The sequence below is a fragment of the Brooklawnia sp. genome, assembly GCF_049651565.1.
Taxonomy (GTDB): Bacteria; Actinomycetota; Actinomycetes; order Propionibacteriales; family Propionibacteriaceae; genus Brooklawnia.
Genome location: NZ_JBASCI010000265.1, coordinates 1 through 16,943 on the forward strand (window position 1 = coordinate 1; position 16,943 = coordinate 16,943).

Genomic DNA, 16,943 nt, shown 5'->3' on the forward strand with positions numbered 1-16,943 from the left:
CGGTGCCCTCGTCCATCGTGGTGTGGTCGAAATAGCCGCCTTGGTCGAGAGCAATTGGTTCGACTCCTGGCGTGATCGGGTTTCGCAGCAGGAAGAACTCGATCTCGGGGTGGGTGTAGAAGGTGAAACCCAGGTCGGCGGCCCGCTTCAGCGCCCGCTTCAGCACGTGCCGGGGGTCGGCCATCGCCGCCGAGCCGTCCGGCATGGTGATGTCGCAGAACATCCGCGCGGTACCGGCCTGGGTGCGCCAGGGCAGCAACTGGAAGGTGCTGGGGTCGGGGTGGGCGATCATGTCGGCCTCGTAGACCCGCGCGTAGCCCTCGATCGCCGAGCCGTCGAAGCCGATGCCCTCGCTGAACGCGCCCTCAAGTTCGGCCGGGGCGATCGCGACCGACTTCAGGAACCCCAGCACGTCGGTGAACCACAGCCGGATGAACTTGATGTTGCGGTCCTCGACGGCGCGGAGCACGAACTCGGTCTGGCGATCCATGCACCAAGTCTGCCAGCCGCCGGGCAGTCGCGCGCCCAGCCACTCGCCCAGTTGGGCGGCGGGCCGGGCGCCGGTGCCGCATATGATTCATGCCATGTCGATGCCTGGGTGGTATCCCGATCCGGCCGGGGGTCAGGGCCGGTACCGCTTCTGGGACGGCAACGCCTGGACCAACCACACCACGCTCGATCCGCGGCAGCCGCCGCCACGCCCCGAACCCCGCACCTCATCCGGACGCCGGGGCAACCTGAACTGGTTGTGGATAGTCGGTGGGGTGGTGCTGCTCACCGTGGTGGCGCTGCTGATCTGGGTCTTCATGCCCGGTGGCCGCGGCCCCGGCGGCTTCGTCCCGGTCCCCGAGGACACCAACTCGGCCAGCCCGACCGTCGAGGGCTGGGACGAGACCTCCCGGCCCACCCCACCCCCGACCACGGCCGCCGACCTGGTCACCTGCCCGTACACCCTCAACCAGGACCAGACTCGGCAGCACAACGACGGCCGGCTGCGCGGCGGCGGCCTGGTGGTCGACAAGATCCAGGGTTGGCGGGACGCCGAGATGTACCTGCAGTGGGTGAGCGACTTCAACACCCAGATGGACACCGTCCGGCCCGGGTGGGTAAGCAACATCGGGGTCGGGCAACTGAACGCCGAGGACGGCTTCCTTGACCCGCAGACCTCCGCCCGGCAGTCGATGGAGTGCTTCGCCTCGTCCGGCTACTACCTCAACTTCACCGAACGGATCGACCTGGTCAACGAGGCCACCACGGTCAGCGGCTACCCGGCCTGGCGGATCCGCGCGGAGGTGCGCATCGAGTCGGCGGACATGCCGGAGATCGAGGGCGACGTGGTCGACATCATCGTGGTCGACCAGGGCGACCCGGAGCGGATGGGCATCTTCGTGTCCAGCGTCACGATCGGCGACGAGCGTCGCCAGCGGCTGGTGGACGCGGTGATCGACAGCCTGGCCGTTGAGTGAGGCCGTCTAGAATCGACTGGGTGAGCCAACCGATCAAGCCCTACCCGATCAGCCCGATGCGTCCGGTGCCCGCCAGTGTGCCGCGTCCGCCCTACGTCGGCGAGCTGGGTGCCGAGCACTACGACGGTTCGCACGTGCAATCCACGGAGGTGATCGAGGCGATGCGGGAGGCCGGACGGATCGCCGCCGATTCGATCCTGGTCGCCGCTGCCGAGATCCGGCCGGGCGTCACCACCGACCACCTGGACGCCGTCGCCCACGAGTTCCTGTGCGACCACGGCGCCTACCCGGCGTCGCTGGACTACCGGGGCTTCCCGAAGAGCATCTGCACCTCGGTCAACGAGGTGATCTGCCACGGCATCCCGGACGCCCGGCCGCTCGCCGAGGGCGACATCGTCAAGATCGACTCGACCGCCTACGTCAACGGCGTGCACGGGGACAACTGCGCCACCTTCTACGCCGGCGAGGTGTCGGAGGAGTCCAGGCTGCTGTCGGAACGCACCCGGGAGGCGATGTACCGGGGAATCAGGGCGATCAAGCCAGGCCGGCCGCTGTCGGTCATCGGCCGGGTGATCGAGGCTTACGCCCGCCGCTTCGGCTACGGGGTGGTGCGGGAGTACACCGGCCACGGCGTGCACACCGCGTTCCACTCCGGCCTGGTAGTGCTGCACTACGACGAGCCGATGAATGACACCATCATGCTGCCGGGCATGACCTTCACAGTGGAGCCGATGCTCACCCTGGGTAGTGCCCGCACCCGGCAGTGGGACGACGGCTGGACGGTGCTCACCCAGGACGGCTCCCGTTCGGCGCAGTTCGAGCAGACCATCGTGGTGACCGACACCGGCAGCGAGATCCTCACCGTGCCGAGTTCCGGCGAACTGATCATCGGCGGCGACCCCACCAGGATCAACCTGGCCGCGCAGGTGTCGTGAGGCGGCGCTGGCCGTGGCTGGCCGGCGGGCTGGCGCTGCTGGTGCTGGTCAGCCTGGCCGTGAACCCGTGGTTCGCCCGGCAGCGGTCGCTGCTGCTGATGTCCAGTTACGACTGGTCGTTCGAACGCGGCTCGGTGCCCCGGCAGACCGGGGTGGCGGTCGAGATGCCGCTGCGCGGCTCGGGGCTGTACCCGCTGATGATCACCTTCAACGCCGACCGGCCGATGTCGGACTGGCTCGGTGCCGAGGTGTCGTTCACCGTCGAGTTCACCTTCGCCGACTTCGCACCCCGGCAGGGTCACAGCAGCATCTTCGATCCTGGCCACCCGCTGTACGGGGCGTACGTGGGCAGCTACTACCTGCACGGGCTGGGGCGTCCGCTGAGTACCGCTGAGGTCGCCCGGGTGGCCGAGTTTGACCAGCGGATGCTGGCACTGCCGGCGCTCGGCCTGCGCTTGGCCGACAACCGGTTCGAGGTGCTGGCCACCTCGACGCGTCCGGTGGGCTACGCCGGCCTGAACTGGACGAGCCGCGATGCCACGGTGCTGACCAACTGCCCCGACCACTCCCCCGACGGCTTCTTGCTGGCGTACCTGCAGTTCGGCACCCCGCCGCGAACCGACCGGCACTACCCGGTGTGCGAACTGGCCGCCCGGATCGACGTCGCGTGGCTGCCCGAGCACGACTTGAGCGTCGGCACCTACATCATGGCGGCGACCGGCGCCGAGGTCGACCGGATGAGCGCCCAGGTGGTCCAGCAGGCCACGGTCAGCCGGGGTTGACCGCGACCGGCTCGCCGCGACTCCCGGCCCGGCGGCGCAGGACGCCGCCCAGCATGATGGCGAGGATCGCCAACAGGATCATCACGACCAGGATCGCGAAGGCGTTGCGCATGAACAACGCCTGCGGCAGGTAGTTGATGATCGGGTCGGTCCGCGGGTCGAAGATCCACAGCTCGTTGTCGAAGGCGACCTGGTGGAAGACGACGAACGCCCGATCGAAGTCGATGGCCAGCGGGATGGCCAGCACGACCGGAGTGGCCAGCGCGATGATCGCGCCGGCGGTCAGGTAGCCGGACGACCGGTGCCGGCGCCAGAGCCAGATGCCCAGCACGACAGCCACGACCAGTGCGATCAGCCCGCCCTGCACGAAGAGTTGGAAGATGGCCTTGGCCTCGGCGAAATGCTGGCGGCCGGCGTCCGACATCGGCAGGGTCTCGAAGTGCAGTTCGCGCACCCATGGGAACAGGCTGTACTCGATGACCCGGTCGTAGTTGGCCTGCATCTGCGCCTTGGTGAGCTGGTGGCTGTTGTACAGGCCGGCCGAGAACCACGGGTAGCTGAACCTGGCGGCAAGCACGGCCGTCACCGAGCAGCCCAGGATGGCGGCCGCGACGGCGATGCTGGCCAGCGCGCTGACGGCCGGTCTCATCGCCGCTGCCCGATCGCACTCACTCGATGGCTCACTGGTTGGCCGAGCGCCACCACAGCTGGTGGCGGTTGCGCATCTCGGTGGCCGATGGCATCTCGTAAAAGGCCAGCTCGCGGCCGTTGCCGTAGTAGAACCCGCTGCCGGTCTTGACCGCCCGGTACGGGAACTCGATGGTCGGCAGCCGCTCCACCATCTTGGTGGTCTTGCCGGGCACGGTGACCGCGGTCAGCGACTCGCGCAGGTGCGGGATGTTGTCGTACGGCAGGTTGCCGACCGCACCGCGGTGCGGGTCGGTGGCCAGCTCACCGATGCCCAGCTCGGCGAAGGCCAGTGCCGGGAACGAGACGAACTTGGATGGCCGCACGGTGATCGACTCGTAGAACTCCTTCGGCGGCAGCGAGGACGCCACCAGGCTGCTCACCGGGGCCAGTTCCTTGTACAGGTGCAGTCCGTCGATCTGGTCCGGCCCGCCGGTGCTGCGCGGCAGGCCGAGGGTGGCGCCGTAGTCGGTGACCAGGTACAGGGTACCCAGCGCGCTGACCGGCACGTGTTCGACGACCCGGTAGGTCGACACGTACAGCGAGTTCTTGGGCCGGCCGTCGGGGTGCGGCGCCAGTTGGGCCATCGCCTCGTCGAGGGCGAAGTAGCCGTTGCGGAAGCCCGGGTCGATGTCGAAGAAGATCGCCTTGCCCTTGGAGCGGCGGGCATGCCCGGTGGCGTAGTACTGCCCGAACTGCTCGGGGGTCAGTTGGGAGGCGATCAGGGCTTCCGGGATCAGCGAAAGATAGAGATGAGCTTCCATGATGTCTCCCGCTACTGCCAGGACCGTTGCGCGTGCGCCTTGCCGCCGATCCTAGCCACCTGAGGCCCATCACCACAGGCCGGATCGACCGGCGGCTATATTGCTTGGCAGGCGATCAACTTCTCGCCGCAGCACAACTCCATGCAGATTCACAGCCGAATCAGGAGCGTCATGACTTTCACCTTCGGCGCTGGCAGCATCGCCATCATCACCGTGACCGCCGTGCTGGCAGTGCTGGCCCTGATCACCGCGTGGGGGCTGCGAACCTGGGTGCTGAAGCAGGACGAGGGCACCCCCGGCATGCGTGGCATCGCCGCGGCGGTGCAGGAGGGCGCCCAGGCCTACCTGGCCAGGCAGATGCGTACGTTGGCGCCGATCGCCGTGCTGGTCTTCGGGTTGCTGTTCGTCCTGCCCGGTGACTGGGACCTGCGGATCGGCCGGTCGGTGGCCTTCCTGCTTGGTGCGGCGTTCTCCGGAACCATCGGCTACCTGGGCATGTGGCTGGCGGTGCGGGCCAATGTGCGGGTGGCTGCGGCGTCCCGGCAGCCTGACGGCAAGAGCACCGGCGCCCGGATCGCGTTCCGCACCGGCGGCGTGGTCGGCATGTCGGTGGTCGGGCTGGGACTACTGGGCGCCTGCCTTTCGCTGCTGCTCTTCCAGGCCGACGCGCCGGGGGTACTGGAGGGTTTCGGCTTCGGGGCGGCCCTGCTGGCGATGTTCATGCGGGTGGGTGGTGGCATCTTCACCAAGGCCGCCGACGTCGGCGCCGACCTGGTCGGCAAGGTCGAGGTCGGCATCCCCGAGGACGACCCCCGCAACGCCGCCACCATCGCCGACAACGTGGGCGACAACGTCGGCGACTGCGCTGGCATGGCGGCCGACCTGTTCGAGTCATACGCGGTGACCCTGGTGGCGTCCCTGGTGCTGGGCAAGACCGCGCTCGGCGAGCAGGGCATGATCTTCCCGATCCTGGTCTCCGCGGTCGGGGTGCTCGTCGGCCTGATCGGCATCGCCGCGACCCGGATACGCGACGACGAGCCCGGCCTGCGGGGCATCAACCGCGGCTTCTACATCGCCGCCGGCTGCGGCCTGCTGCTGTCGGTGGTGGCCGCGTTCGGCTACCTGCCGAACAGCTTTGCGGGTATCAACGGGGTGGGCCCCGAGACGCTGGAGCACGCCGGCGACCCGCGGCTGGTGCTGATCGGCGCGGTGGTGGTGGGGATCGTGCTGGCCGCGGTGATCCTCGGGCTGACCGGCCACTACACCGGCACCGAGGCCGGCCCGACCCGGCGGGTGGCGGCCACCACTCGCACCGGCGCGGCCACGGTGATCCTGTCCGGTTTCGGGCTCGGCCTTGAGTCGGCGGCACTGACCGCCACCGTGATCGGTGCCGGCATCGTCACCTGCTTCCTGCTGGCGGGCGGTGCGACCTGGCTGGCGCTGTTCCTGATCGCGCTGGCCGGCTGCGGCCTGCTCACCACGGTGGGGGTGATCGTGGCGATGGACACCTTCGGGCCGGTCTCGGACAACGCCCAGGGCATCGCCGAGATGTCCGGTGAGGTAGACCATCAGGCCGCCCAGATCCTGACCGACCTGGACGCGGTCGGCAACACCACCAAGGCGATCACCAAGGGCATCGCGATCGCCACTGCGGTGCTGGCGGCCACCGCCCTGTTCGGCGCCTACAACGACGCGGTGTCCCACGGCCGGTCGGGCTTCGACCCCGGCTCGATCTCGGATGCGGTGGTGCGGGCGATGGGCGACTACGCCATCGTGTCGCCGCTGACCCTGATCGGCTTGGTGCTGGGGGCGGCGACGGTCTTCCTGTTCTCCTACTTCTGTATCGACTCGGTCACCCGCACCGCCGGCACCATCGTGTTCGAGGTGCGCCGGCAGTTCCGCGAGATCCCCGGCATCATGCAGGGCACCGCGCGTCCGGAGTACGGCCGGGTGGTCGACATCTGCACCGCTGCCTCACTGAAGGAGCTGTCCACCCCGGGCCTGCTGGCGGTCTTCGCGCCGATCGCGGTCGGGTTCGGGCTGGGCGTCGGTCCGCTGGCCGGCTTCCTGGCCGGCGCGATCGCCACCGGCGTCCTGATGGCGGTGCTGCTGGCCAACTCGGGGGGCGCCTGGGACAACGCGAAGAAGATCGTCGAGGACGGCCACTTCGGCGGCAAGGGCTCACGTGCCCATGAGGCAGCGATCACCGGCGACACCGTCGGCGACCCGTTCAAGGACACCGCGGGCCCGGCGATCAACCCGCTGATCAAGGTGATGAACCTGGTCTCGCTGCTGATCGCACCGGTCATCGTGATGCTGGCCGAGGGCGCCGACGCGTCCGGCCCGCTGCGCATGACCATCGCGGCGGTGGCGGCAGGGCTGGCGTTCACGGTGATCTTCCTGGCCAAGCGGCGGGCCAGCGGTGTGGTGCAGGAGGAACTGGCCGAGGTCTGACCGGACCTACCGCAAGCCACCTACCTGCTCGCCGGGCAGCTCGGCGCGGGTCGGCGAGTACGCACCCGAGTGTGTCACAGTGATGGCGGAGGTCTGGATCGCCCGGTCGATCGCCGGGCCGACCACTGCCCAACCGGCCTGCCGCAGCCGGTCGCCAGCGTCCGGGCGACCCAGCAGCCCGGCGTCCAGCAGCCCCGACAACAGGCCGGCCATGAACGAGTCGCCGGCGCCCACGGTGTCGACCACCGGAACTCGCTGCGCTGCGGACTCGCGCGGAGCCGGCTCGGTGGCGAACCATGTCAGCGACCCCACCGCCCCGCGGGTCACCACCACCAGGGCAGGGCCCCTGGCCAGCCAGCGGGCTGCGGCCTCGACCGGCGGGACGCCGGGGTACAGCCATTCGAGGTCCTCGGAGCTGGCCTTCACCGCATCGGACAACCCGACCAGCTCCTCGATCCGGCCCAGCACGTCGGCGGCGGCGCCCATGATCGCCGGCCGGACGTTCGGGTCATAGCTGACCGTGGCCCGACCATGCAGCTGGCGGGCCAGTGCCAGCACGTCGTCCGCGCCCGGGGGCAGGGTGGCGCCGATGCTGCCCAGGTGCAGGTGTCCGCTCGACTCGGTCGACGCCATCGGTGGCAACTGCCAGTCGAGGTCGAACTCGTAGCTGGCCTGGCCGTCGGCGTCCAGCCTGGCCAGCGCGGTCGAGGTGCGCTCGGCGCCGTCGCTGCCGGCGACCACTAGCAGACCGTGGTCGGCAGCGTGCCCGGCGATCCGCCTGCCGCGATCGTCGTCGGCCCACCAACTGGCGAACGAAGTGGGGTGCCCGAGCCGCGCCAGTCCGCAGGCCACGTTGAGCGGGCTGCCGCCGACGTACTCCCTGCTGCCCGAACCGCGCGACACCACGTCGATCAGGGCCTCGCCGACACAGAGCACGGCGGCAGTCGATTCGGTCATAACGTCCTCCCTGGCCTGTTGAGTGGGTACCAGCGCACGCTGGCGTCTCCTTGAACCTGCAGAGTCCGCTGATCGCCGCGGCTGGCCACGGACACCGCAAGCACGCCGGCGGCGCTGAACACCTCGACCACCGGGCCGTCGATGACGATCCTCAGCGGCGGCCCGTCCGGCAACAGCGGCATCTGCCACACCCCGGCCGGGGTGGCCGCGGCCAGCAGTCCCTGCCTGGCCGTCAACTGCAACGCGCGGTCGCGGCCCCCAGCACTCAGTGCGAGGCCAGCCGACGCGTCGGGTGAGTCGAGGGACCACTCCAGGTCGGCGGCCTGCGGCACCGTGGTCGCCCCTCGGTGCAGGGTTTCGGCGGGAGCGCCGCGCATTGTGGTCAGGTTCGGGTGTGGTGCGGCGACGATCCGGTCGGTGACCAGCTCAAGCACGTGTGGCAGCGAGTGGGCGCCGGCCCAACCTCCGGCGGGATCGGCGACCCCACGAAGCCAGTGGATCAGGCCCCGCCGCCCGTCCCGGTCGAGGAAGGTCGAGGCGGCGTAGTGGGACGGCCCGTAGCTCAGCCGATGCCAGTGCTGCGGGATGAAGCGCCGGTCGTGGCAGTCGCCGACAGCGTAGGCGACGTAGTGCGGCCCCGATCGGTCCCAGACCGAGACCACCAGCACCCAGCGGTCGCCCAGCGGGAACAGTTGCGGGCACTCCCAGGCCTGGCCAACCCAGATCGGGTCGGTCTCGGAGCTGTGGCGGTCGGTCAGGACGCCGTCGTACCGCCATTCGGTGAGGTCGTCGGACGAGTAGCCCAGGGCAGCAGCCCGGCCGTCGGCGAACCCGGCGCCCATCAGCATTCGCCAGGTTGATCCGTCGTGGAAGACGTACGGGTCGCGGTAGGTCGTAAGACCGAGGCCCGGCTCCGCCGATGCCACCACCGGCCCCTTCTGCCATCGCGTCCACTGGTCATCAAGCGGCCGGGCGATCCGGCTGGCGGCCACGTCCAGGTGTGGCCGCCGGGCCGAGGTGTAGAAGATGGCGGCGGGGCCGTCCCTCGGTACCGCGATGGATCCGGACCAGATACCGTCGTCGCCGTCGCCCGGGGACAGCACCACCGGCTGCTCGGTCCAGCTGAGCAGGTCCGGGCTGGTCGCGTGCCCCCAATGCTGCGCCAGGTGCCAGCTCAACTGCCCGGGAACCGCCTGGTAGAACAGGTGGTACTGGCCGTCGTGACAGGTCAGTGCGTAGGGATCGTTGATCCACCCTGCGCGTGGGGTGAAGTGCAGCAGCGGACGGCCCGGATCGGCCTGGACCGGCTGCCCGGCATCGACAGTCATCTTCGGGCTCCCCTCCAGCCTGGCTCGATAACCGACGAAGTCATTGCGACTGCCATGAGCCCGGAATCAGGTCGGCCAGACCGCCGCCGAGCAGGTCGTCGCAGACCCGCAGGCCGCCCCGCTGGTCGGTCGTGGTCAGCGTGGCGCCCGGCTCGGCGAAGTTGACGTCGAGGCAGGCCCGATGCTGCCCGTGCCGCCAGTCCAGCGTGATGCGCCGGTCGTCACCACCGATCGCGCAATCGCCCTGAAAGGCCGGGTGGTGGCGGCGCAGCCGCAGCAGATCCAGCAGCGCGCTGACCAGCGGGTCGGCCAGCGCCGCGTCCACCTCCTCGCGGCTGTAGAAGTGGCGGTTGATGTCGCGGCCGACCCCGGTGTGGGCCAGCAGCTCCATGTCGTTGCGGCCACCGAGCAGACCCACGTAGTAGATCTGCGGGATGCCTGGGGTGAACACCTGCACCGCGCGGGCGATCAGGTACGCCCGCTCGTCACCGCCCAGGGCGTCCAGGTAGGTGCAGTTGACCTGGTAGATGTCCACGTTGGACGCCGCCCAGCCGGTGGCCAGCCGGGACTGGCCGGCGGAGCGCTGGTGGATGCCCTCGATGAGGACGTCGATCTGTTCCTGGGTCAGCAGACCCGGCCGGTGGGGTTCGATCTGGTCAGGCCCCACGTCGACTACTCCGATGCCGTCGTGGGTGTCGAGCACGGTGACGCAGTTGGTCGGGCGGATCAGGAGCCACCGCCGCAGCGGGGCCGCCTCACCGGTGTGCAGCGCGTAGAGCACCAACGGCGGCAGTGCGAAGTCGTAGACCAGGTCCACCCTGGCCGCGACCTTGAGCTGCAGTTCGTAGTGGCCATGGATCTCCACCAGCACTTCGGCGCCATGGGACCGGGCGGCGGCGGCCAGGTCGTCGATGAAGTCGAAGGTGTCCGGTGTCATGAATGAAGAGGTGCCTCGCGTCTTGACGCTGTAGCCGACCGCGTCCAACCGCACCATCGCCACCCCGCCGTCGGTGAGTGCGCCCAACACTCGCTCCAGGTAGGCCTTGCCGGCGGCGCTGCGCACGTCGACGTCGACCTGCTGGGACGTGAAGGTCGTCCACAGCAGTCGCCGCCGGTCACCGAGCGTCATCGGGGTGAAGGGCAGGCCGGGCCGGGGCCGGTAGATCCCGGCCAGGTCGGCCTCGGTGGCACCATCGGGGTAGACGGTCGACATCTTGAGGAACATGTCGAAGTACTCCGAGCGATCACCCTTCGCCAGGACATCGGAGAATTCGGCCGATGACGCCGACACGTGGTTGACGATCATGTCGGCCATCACGCGATACCGCTCGGCCAGGTCCTTGACGTCGCGCCACGTCCCCAGCCGGGGGTCCACCGCGGTGTGATCGACCGGGTCGAAGCCGGCGTCCGCACCATCGAAGGGGGTGTAGAAGGGCAGCACGTGGACACCGTCGAAGATGCCCGCGAACGGGCCGTCCAGCAGGCTTTGGAGACCTTTGATCGACCCGCCCAGGCGGTCGGCATAGGCGATCAGCTGGGGTCCTGAACTCATGGCAGTCAACCTTTTCGTCGTCGGGACTTGGCCGGGTCCGGCGCCAGGGCGCGCACCGATTCCCGGACGATAAGCGGACACTCCAGCTCCAGGACCTGGGGAGTCGAGCGGGGGTCCCGGACGCCCAGCACCAGCTCCATCGCGGTCCGGCCCATCTCGTGGTGCGGCAGGCCAACCGTGGTGAGGGCGGGGTCGATCTCGGCGGCGATCAACGCCTGGTCGTCGAAGCCGATGATCGAGACGTCCGTGGGGATGTGCATGCCGTGCCGCCTGGCTGCGATGTAGGCGCCGCCGGCCATCCGGTCGTTGAAGCAGAAGATTGCGGTGGGCCGATGGTTGACCGGCAGCGCCAGCAGCCGGTCAACCGCCGCCCTGCCCCCGAAGGAGTCCGACACCCCTTCCACCTGAAGCGCAGGATCCGGGTCGATCCCGGCCTCGTTCAGGACGTCCAGGTAGGCCGTCCGTCGAAGCCGCGACGCTATCGGATCTGGGTCCTTCTCGTCGGTGTCGACGAAGGCGATGCGCCGGTGACCGGCGTCGACCAGGTAGCGGACCGCCGAGCGGGCGCCGCCATAGTCGTCCGGGACGACGGTCCGGTAATCGCCGGCCCGGGCCAGGCAGTTGACCAGCACCGTGTCCGGGGGCAGCCGCTCGGGGACGTCCACTTCCCGGTACGCCATGGACGCGTAGATGATGCCGTCCACCTGCTGGGCCTGCAGCGCGCGCACGGCGTCCGCCTCGACCGCAGCTGAGCCGCCGGTGTTGACCAGGAAGAGTAGCCACCCTTGATCCTGCGCCACGGACTGGGCAGCAGCCACGATTCCCGATGCGTAGGGCGTGGTGGCGATCATGTCGGAGATCAGCCCGACGGTGTGCGTTCGGCCGCTGCGCAGCCCCCGCGCCAGCATGTTGGGCCGGTACCCCAGCCGGTCGGCGGTCTGCTGAACGTGCTTGCGGGTCGCCTCAGGGAAGCTGCCGGCATCCCGATCGTTCAGGATGCGCGACACCGTAGCCGTCGACACACCCGCCTGCCTGGCCACCTCTCGAATGCCCACTCTCGCCACCACGCCTCCCAGCCCAGTCAGCCGCCTGCATCCCAATATGCCAGCGCTCCCGCGCTCGGTTCAGGGCTCAGCCCTTCACCGATCCGGCCGTCATGCCGCGGACGAAGTACCGCTGCAGGAATAGGAACACGATCAGCGGGAGCGACATCGAGATGAAGGCCCCCGGCGCGAGCAGGTCCCACCGCTGACCGTACTGGCCGATCATGCTGGACAGCCGAAGCGTCACCGTCTCGTTCTGGCCGGCACCCACGAACAGCAGCGCCACCAGCAGGTCGTTCCACACCCACAGGAACTGGAAGATTGCGAACGACGCCAACGCAGGCACACTGATCGGCAACAGCAGCCGCCAGAAGATCTGGAAGTGCGACGCCCCGTCGATCTGCGCCGACTCCAGGATGGAGTGCGGCACCGTCGTCATGTAGGTGCGCAGCAGGTAGATCGCCAGCGGCATCCCGAATCCGGTGTGCGCCAACCAGACCGCCGGGAAGGTGCCGACCAGCTGGAACTGGCCGAACAGTTGCAGCAGCGGGATGAACGCCACCTGCAGCGGGACGACCAGGAGCCCCACGACGACCAGGAAGATGATGTCGCGACCCGGGAACTTCAGGAAGGTGAATGCGTACGCCGCCATGGCGGCGATCAACAGCGGGATGAGGGTGGCCGGCACCGCGATCACGATGCTGTTGAGGAATGCGTTGCCCATGCCGCCGTCGAGCACCTCGGCATAGCCCTGCAGCGTCCAGGTGGCGTCGAAGGGATTGAAGGCTGCGTTCCACCACCCGGTCGAGGTCGAGTCGACCCGGGGCCGGAAGGATGTCACCAGCAGCCCGATGGTCGGGATCAGGAAGGCGATGACGACGAGCACCACCACGATCCGGGTTGCCCAACCCGCCCGGCCCTGCTCCACGTTTGCCCGGCGTCGCCGCCTTGGGCTGATCCCGGTGGGCGCCACCGGGGGCGTCGTGACGGCGCTCATTTGGCTATCCCCTCTGCCTTGAAGCTACGAACCTGGTAGATGATCACTGGGATGACGGCAAGCATCAGCAGCACGACGATCGCGGCGGATCGTCCGCTGTGGCGATAGGTGAACAGTTCCTTGAAGAACGCCAGCGCGACGACGTTGGTGTCGTAGTTCCCACCGGTCATCACGTAGACGATGTCGAAAACCTTCAACACCCCCATCAGGATCGTTATGAAGACGGTGAGGACGGTGATCTTGATCTGCGGGACCACGACCAGGAAGAACAACTGGAACTCGTTGGCGCCGTCCACCCGGGCCGCCTCCAGGGTGTCGGACGGCACGTTCTTGATGGCAGCCGACAGCAGCACCATCGCGAAGCCGACCTGCAGCCAGATCAGGATCACCATGAGCAGGAAGCTGTTCAGGCGTCCGCTGGAGATCTGCATCCAGACCTGCGGCTGGCCGCCGATCGCCACCCACAACTGGTTCAGCAGGCCGATCTGCTCCTGACCCTCCGGACGCCACTCGTAGACGAACCGCCAGATCGTGGAGGCACCAACCATGGAAATGGCCATCGGCAGGAAGATCAGCGACTTGCTCACCTTCTCGCCGCGCGACGACAGCCGGTCGGTCAGCACCGCCACCAACAGGCCGATCGCCACCGAGATGGCAGGCACCACCAGGATCCAGAGCAAGGTGTTCAGCATGGTGCTCTGGAAGGCGGGATCTTTCAGCAATCCGACGAAGTTGGTCAGCCCGACGAAGCCTTCGCCCTGCCGATCCGCGAAGGACAACACCAGGGTTCGCACGGCCGGGTAGATCAGGAACAGGATGATGAAGAAGAGCGCGGGCGCCACGAAGACCCAGGGCTTCAACCGTCGCTCCCAGCGCTCGGGCAGCCGCTCCACAATGGCGTTGCTGACCCAGAACAGGAGCATGAAGAACCCGACGCTGCCGACTACCGCGATGATGCCATCGAAGATTTTCAACATTTGGACCCTCCTTGGGGTCGGCGGCGCCCGGCAGGTGGCCCGGCCGGACGCCGCAGCACCGTTAACGGTCAGTCAGTGGGCCAGGCGGCTTCGATGTTGTCCAGAGCGGTGTTCAGGTCCTGCTGACCGCTCATCCACGCCACCATCTGGGTCCAGAAGGCCCCGGTTCCGATCTCGCCCGGCATCATGTCCGACCCGTCGAATCGGAAGGTGTCCGCCCCGGCGACCAGGCCGGCGATCTCGGCGAGGATCTCGCTGTCGTACCGGCTGGTGTCGAAGTTGGTGTATGGCGACATCATCTCCCGCGCCGTCGCCCATGCGTCCGGGAACTCCGGCGAGGAGATGCCCTCCAGCACCCGCAGGACGTTCTCGTTCTCGGCGTCGAAGACCGCGGCGAAGTCACCGCCGCCCAGGATGGGCTGGCCGTTGTAGCCACCTTCGTACGGCGGCAACAGGAACACCCCGACGTTGCTCTCCAGGTCGGCCTGGACATCCTCGGGCATTACGCCGGTGATGAAGTTGCCCTGGCGGTGCAGGTAGCAGCCGGGCGGGTCGGCCACCAGGGGCAGGACGGCATCGTTCGAGTTCGTCGCTGCGATGCCCTGTCTGCCACCGAGCACGTTGCCCTCGGTCAGCAGCAGTTCCTCGATGGCGGCGCCGGCCTGCTGCACGACGGGATCGTTGAAGGGGATCTCGTGGTTGACCCACTGGTCATAGACCTCGGGTCCGCCGACCCGCAGGACGTACTCCTCGAGCCAGTCGGTGGCCGGCCAACCGGTTGCGGCGCCGGACTCGATGCCCACGCACCAGGGCGTGACACCGTCACCCTTCATCTGGTCGGTGAGGGCGTTCAGCTGCTGGGTGCTGGGCGGCGCCGAGTAACCGGCGCTGTCGAACTCGGGAACCGGGTACCAGACCAGGCTCTTGACGTTCATCGAGACCGGCAGGGCGTACACCGAGCCATCCTGGGTGACGGTATCCAGCAGACCCGGAACCAGGTCCTGGTTCTTCGCATCAACGTCGATGGCGTCATCCAACGCCTTCAGCTCCCCGGCCCGGGCGAGGTCGAACAACAGGCCCGGCTGGGGGAAGATCGCGATGTCCGGGCGGTCGTTGCCGGTCACCCGGCTCTGGATCACGGTCTCGAAGTCGGGCAACGGGGTGTAGGTGGCCTCGATGCCGAGCTGCTCCGAGAGCACTGCAAGGTCCTCGCTGAAGGCGTCGGCCGACTCGCCGGTGAAGGCGCCGACGATCTCTACCGCCTCCTGCGTACCGCCACCCCCTCCCGTGCCGGATGAACAGGCTGTTACGGCCAGTAGCGCTCCTGCGAGCAAGGCGCCTGTGCGCAGTGATTTGCTGAACTTCATGTGCGGCTCCCTTGCCAGTTGGGTTCGGCGGCCGGCCCTCACCGACCACCAGGTTGGCCAGACCAGCGCCCGCCGGCTTGACCGCCTGGCCACCGGGCTGGACGGTCCAGTAAACCGTTTAACCAGACGTTCGCTACGCTATCGACCGATTACGGTGCGCGTCAATAGGGATCGGCCTAAGAAATCAGACACACAAAGGATGGACTCATTGCCACTCGACCAGGGACTCTGACGCAATGGGGGGACGAGCCGGCCTGTAAGCCGGATTCTGTGGCCCCTGACGGGCCGGTGATCATCCATCTGCGACCACCGTTACCGGTGGCCTTCCCCGGAAGCTCGCGCGTCCGGCGTGCAACCTACCCGGAAGCTCGGGCGGACCGCCCTCGAACGCTTCCGCAGACGCCGTGGCGTCCTCTTGGTCTTGCTCCAGGTGGGGTTTGCCGTGCCGCGACTGTCACCAGCCGCGCGGTGGTCTCTTGCACCACCGTTTCACCCTTACCCGAACCTCTCCCCCACCGGGGACGGTTTTCGGGCGGTCTGTTCTCTGTGGCACTTTCCCGCGGGTCACCCCGGGTGGGCGTTACCCACCACCTCGTCCTGTGGAGTCCGGACTTTCCTCGGCGCTGCTGCGCCGCGATCACCCGGCCGACTCGTCCAACGGGCAATTCTACGTCAGGCTGGGTTGAACAGCACCCGGCCGGTCTGCGGCACCGCTTCGGCCAGTCGCAGCCGCCGCTCCTCGCCGAGCCGCAGCCCCGGGCCCTCGACCGGCGCCTCCACGGCCACCAGCGGGATGGAAGCCTCGCCCCGGTCGCGGCCCCGGTCGTCGACCTCGATGATGGTGCCGGCGAAGTCGCTGCCCTCGTGGCCGTGCAGCACCAGCGCCTCGACCCGGTTGACGATGCCGCGCTCGAACGCCTTGGCCCGCCGGTCCGACTCGGCCATCAGCTCGGGCAACTGGGCAAGACCCGCCAGTACCCACTCGGGAGCTGGACGACCAGCGCATAGCTCCACGCACAGCGCACCTGTGTAGCGGTCGACCAGCCGCCGCAGCGGCGCGGTGGTGTGGGTGTAGGACGCCGCCAGCGCCGCGTGCTCGGCGTTCTGTTCGGGTTGGCCGGGGTCGATCACGGTGTACGCAGCGCCCCGAAACAGCAGCGTGCAGGCATTCAGCATCGCCTGGCCGCGTGGCTCGCCAGGGTCGAGCGACCGGACGAACTCGGGGTAGCTCATCGCACCCGGCCAGCGCAGATTCAACGATTTCGCGATCCGGCGCAGCCTGTCCACGTCGTACTGCCGCGACGGCGGCAGGGTGCGCAGCACGCCGACCCCGGCGTCCAGCATCAGCCGGGCGGCGCAGCTACCGGTGAGCAGCGAGACCTGGGCGTTCCAGCCCTCCACCGGCAGCAGCCCCCGGAACTCCAGGCGCCAGTCCCGCCCGTTGGCCACGACCTCCTGGTCGGGCAGGTTGAGGCTGACCCCGCCGCGTTCGGCTTCGAGCCGCTGCCGGGCCAGCCCGACCTCGCGCAGCAACTGCAGCGGTTCGGCCGCCCTTCCGGCGTCCAGCTCGGCCTGCACCTGCTGGTAGCTGAGCCGCCCCCGGTTGCGGACCATCGCCCTGACCACCTCGGACC

15 protein-coding genes and 1 other RNA gene are annotated in these 16,943 nt (G+C 68.6%); 4 read left to right on the plus strand and 12 right to left on the minus strand.

All coding sequences use genetic code 11. The annotated features are described in order from the left end of the window. Positions 1-490: glutamine synthetase beta-grasp domain-containing protein (locus tag WBL05_RS12830; protein WP_424226441.1), on the minus strand; the 490-nt coding region annotated here is incomplete at its 3' end. 94 nt (positions 491-584) lie between these two features. On the opposite strand from WBL05_RS12830, the gene WBL05_RS12835 reads away from it, so the two are divergent. From WBL05_RS12835 to WBL05_RS12845, 3 genes are read left to right on the plus strand one after another with little or no spacing between them, the layout of a single operon-like run. Next, complete coding sequence (locus WBL05_RS12835; protein ID WP_424226443.1) at positions 585-1,466, plus strand: DUF2510 domain-containing protein; 882 nt, start codon at positions 585-587, stop codon at positions 1,464-1,466. 56 nt (positions 1,467-1,522) lie between these two features. After that, positions 1,523-2,401: a type I methionyl aminopeptidase gene (gene map, locus WBL05_RS12840; RefSeq protein ID WP_424226462.1), complete on the plus strand. Its 879-nt coding sequence runs from the start codon at positions 1,523-1,525 to the stop codon at positions 2,399-2,401. Further along, positions 2,398-3,183: a hypothetical protein gene (locus WBL05_RS12845; protein WP_424226445.1), complete on the plus strand. Its 786-nt coding sequence runs from the start codon at positions 2,398-2,400 to the stop codon at positions 3,181-3,183. The genes map and WBL05_RS12845 overlap by 4 nt, the downstream gene beginning before the upstream one ends. Here the strand turns inward: WBL05_RS12845 and WBL05_RS12850 are convergent. Both WBL05_RS12850 and WBL05_RS12855 read right to left on the minus strand, forming a co-directional pair. After that, on the minus strand, positions 3,170-3,832 hold the full coding sequence (locus WBL05_RS12850) for a TIGR01906 family membrane protein (RefSeq protein WP_424226447.1): 663 nt from the start codon (positions 3,830-3,832) through the stop codon (positions 3,170-3,172). The two genes, WBL05_RS12845 and WBL05_RS12850, sit on opposite strands and share 14 nt — an antisense overlap. A 31-nt stretch (positions 3,833-3,863) precedes the next feature. After that, the gene (locus WBL05_RS12855; RefSeq protein WP_424226449.1) at positions 3,864-4,634 is read right to left on the minus strand and encodes a hypothetical protein; all 771 of its coding nucleotides are present in this window, start codon (positions 4,632-4,634) and stop codon (positions 3,864-3,866) included. 171 nt (positions 4,635-4,805) lie between these two features. Here WBL05_RS12855 and WBL05_RS12860 point away from each other — a divergent pair, with 171 nt between their 5' ends. Beyond that, on the plus strand, positions 4,806-7,088 hold the full coding sequence (locus tag WBL05_RS12860; protein WP_424226450.1) for a sodium-translocating pyrophosphatase: 2,283 nt from the start codon (positions 4,806-4,808) through the stop codon (positions 7,086-7,088). A 6-nt stretch (positions 7,089-7,094) separates the two neighbouring features. Here the strand turns inward: WBL05_RS12860 and WBL05_RS12865 are convergent, their stop codons facing one another. The 9 genes from WBL05_RS12865 to WBL05_RS12905 all read right to left on the minus strand — a co-directional run. Then, positions 7,095-8,045 (minus strand): carbohydrate kinase family protein, encoded by a 951-nt coding sequence (locus WBL05_RS12865; RefSeq protein WP_424226452.1) that lies wholly within the window; start codon positions 8,043-8,045, stop codon positions 7,095-7,097. After that, positions 8,042-9,373, minus strand: a complete 1,332-nt coding sequence (locus WBL05_RS12870; RefSeq protein WP_424226453.1) for a glycoside hydrolase family 32 protein — start codon at positions 9,371-9,373, stop codon at positions 8,042-8,044. Before WBL05_RS12870 ends, WBL05_RS12865 begins: the two co-directional genes overlap by 4 nt. Positions 9,374-9,413: 40 nt before the next feature. Next, positions 9,414-10,925, minus strand: a complete 1,512-nt coding sequence (gtfA, locus tag WBL05_RS12875) for a sucrose phosphorylase (RefSeq protein WP_424226454.1) — start codon at positions 10,923-10,925, stop codon at positions 9,414-9,416. Positions 10,926-10,930: 5 nt separating this feature from the next. Continuing rightward, positions 10,931-11,980 (minus strand): LacI family DNA-binding transcriptional regulator, encoded by a 1,050-nt coding sequence (locus WBL05_RS12880; protein ID WP_424226455.1) that lies wholly within the window; start codon positions 11,978-11,980, stop codon positions 10,931-10,933. Positions 11,981-12,056: 76 nt separating this feature from the next. Then, a complete protein-coding gene (locus WBL05_RS12885; protein WP_424226456.1) occupies positions 12,057-12,965 on the minus strand; it encodes a carbohydrate ABC transporter permease in 909 nt (302 codons plus the stop codon). After that, a complete protein-coding gene (locus WBL05_RS12890) occupies positions 12,962-13,942 on the minus strand; it encodes a carbohydrate ABC transporter permease (protein WP_424226457.1) in 981 nt (326 codons plus the stop codon). Before WBL05_RS12890 ends, WBL05_RS12885 begins: the two co-directional genes overlap by 4 nt. Positions 13,943-14,010: 68 nt before the next feature. After that, complete coding sequence (locus tag WBL05_RS12895) at positions 14,011-15,309, minus strand: ABC transporter substrate-binding protein (protein ID WP_424226458.1); 1,299 nt, start codon at positions 15,307-15,309, stop codon at positions 14,011-14,013. 241 nt (positions 15,310-15,550) lie between these two features. Then, positions 15,551-15,962, minus strand: an RNA gene (gene rnpB / locus WBL05_RS12900) — RNase P RNA component class A. 19 nt (positions 15,963-15,981) lie between these two features. Beyond that, the coding region (locus WBL05_RS12905) for an RNB domain-containing ribonuclease (RefSeq protein WP_424226460.1) at positions 15,982-16,943 on the minus strand (962 nt) is incomplete at its 5' end.

What these genes read in the sequence shown, in the direction of transcription:
- WBL05_RS12835 (WP_424226443.1), top strand. Translation starts at nt 585, where the DNA reads ATGTCGATGCCTGGGTGGTATCCCGATCCGGCCGGGGGTCAGGGCCGG.
- map (WP_424226462.1), top strand. Translation starts at nt 1,523, where the DNA reads ATGCGTCCGGTGCCCGCCAGTGTGCCGCGTCCGCCCTACGTCGGCGAG.
- WBL05_RS12850 (WP_424226447.1), bottom strand. Translation starts at nt 3,832, where the DNA reads ATGAGACCGGCCGTCAGCGCGCTGGCCAGCATCGCCGTCGCGGCCGCC.
- WBL05_RS12855 (WP_424226449.1), bottom strand. Translation starts at nt 4,634, where the DNA reads ATGGAAGCTCATCTCTATCTTTCGCTGATCCCGGAAGCCCTGATCGCC.
- WBL05_RS12860 (WP_424226450.1), top strand. Translation starts at nt 4,806, where the DNA reads ATGACTTTCACCTTCGGCGCTGGCAGCATCGCCATCATCACCGTGACC.
- WBL05_RS12865 (WP_424226452.1), bottom strand. Translation starts at nt 8,045, where the DNA reads ATGACCGAATCGACTGCCGCCGTGCTCTGTGTCGGCGAGGCCCTGATC.
- WBL05_RS12870 (WP_424226453.1), bottom strand. Translation starts at nt 9,373, where the DNA reads ATGACTGTCGATGCCGGGCAGCCGGTCCAGGCCGATCCGGGCCGTCCG.
- gtfA (WP_424226454.1), bottom strand. Translation starts at nt 10,925, where the DNA reads ATGAGTTCAGGACCCCAGCTGATCGCCTATGCCGACCGCCTGGGCGGG.
- WBL05_RS12885 (WP_424226456.1), bottom strand. Translation starts at nt 12,965, where the DNA reads ATGAGCGCCGTCACGACGCCCCCGGTGGCGCCCACCGGGATCAGCCCA.
- WBL05_RS12890 (WP_424226457.1), bottom strand. Translation starts at nt 13,942, where the DNA reads ATGTTGAAAATCTTCGATGGCATCATCGCGGTAGTCGGCAGCGTCGGG.
- WBL05_RS12895 (WP_424226458.1), bottom strand. Translation starts at nt 15,309, where the DNA reads ATGAAGTTCAGCAAATCACTGCGCACAGGCGCCTTGCTCGCAGGAGCG.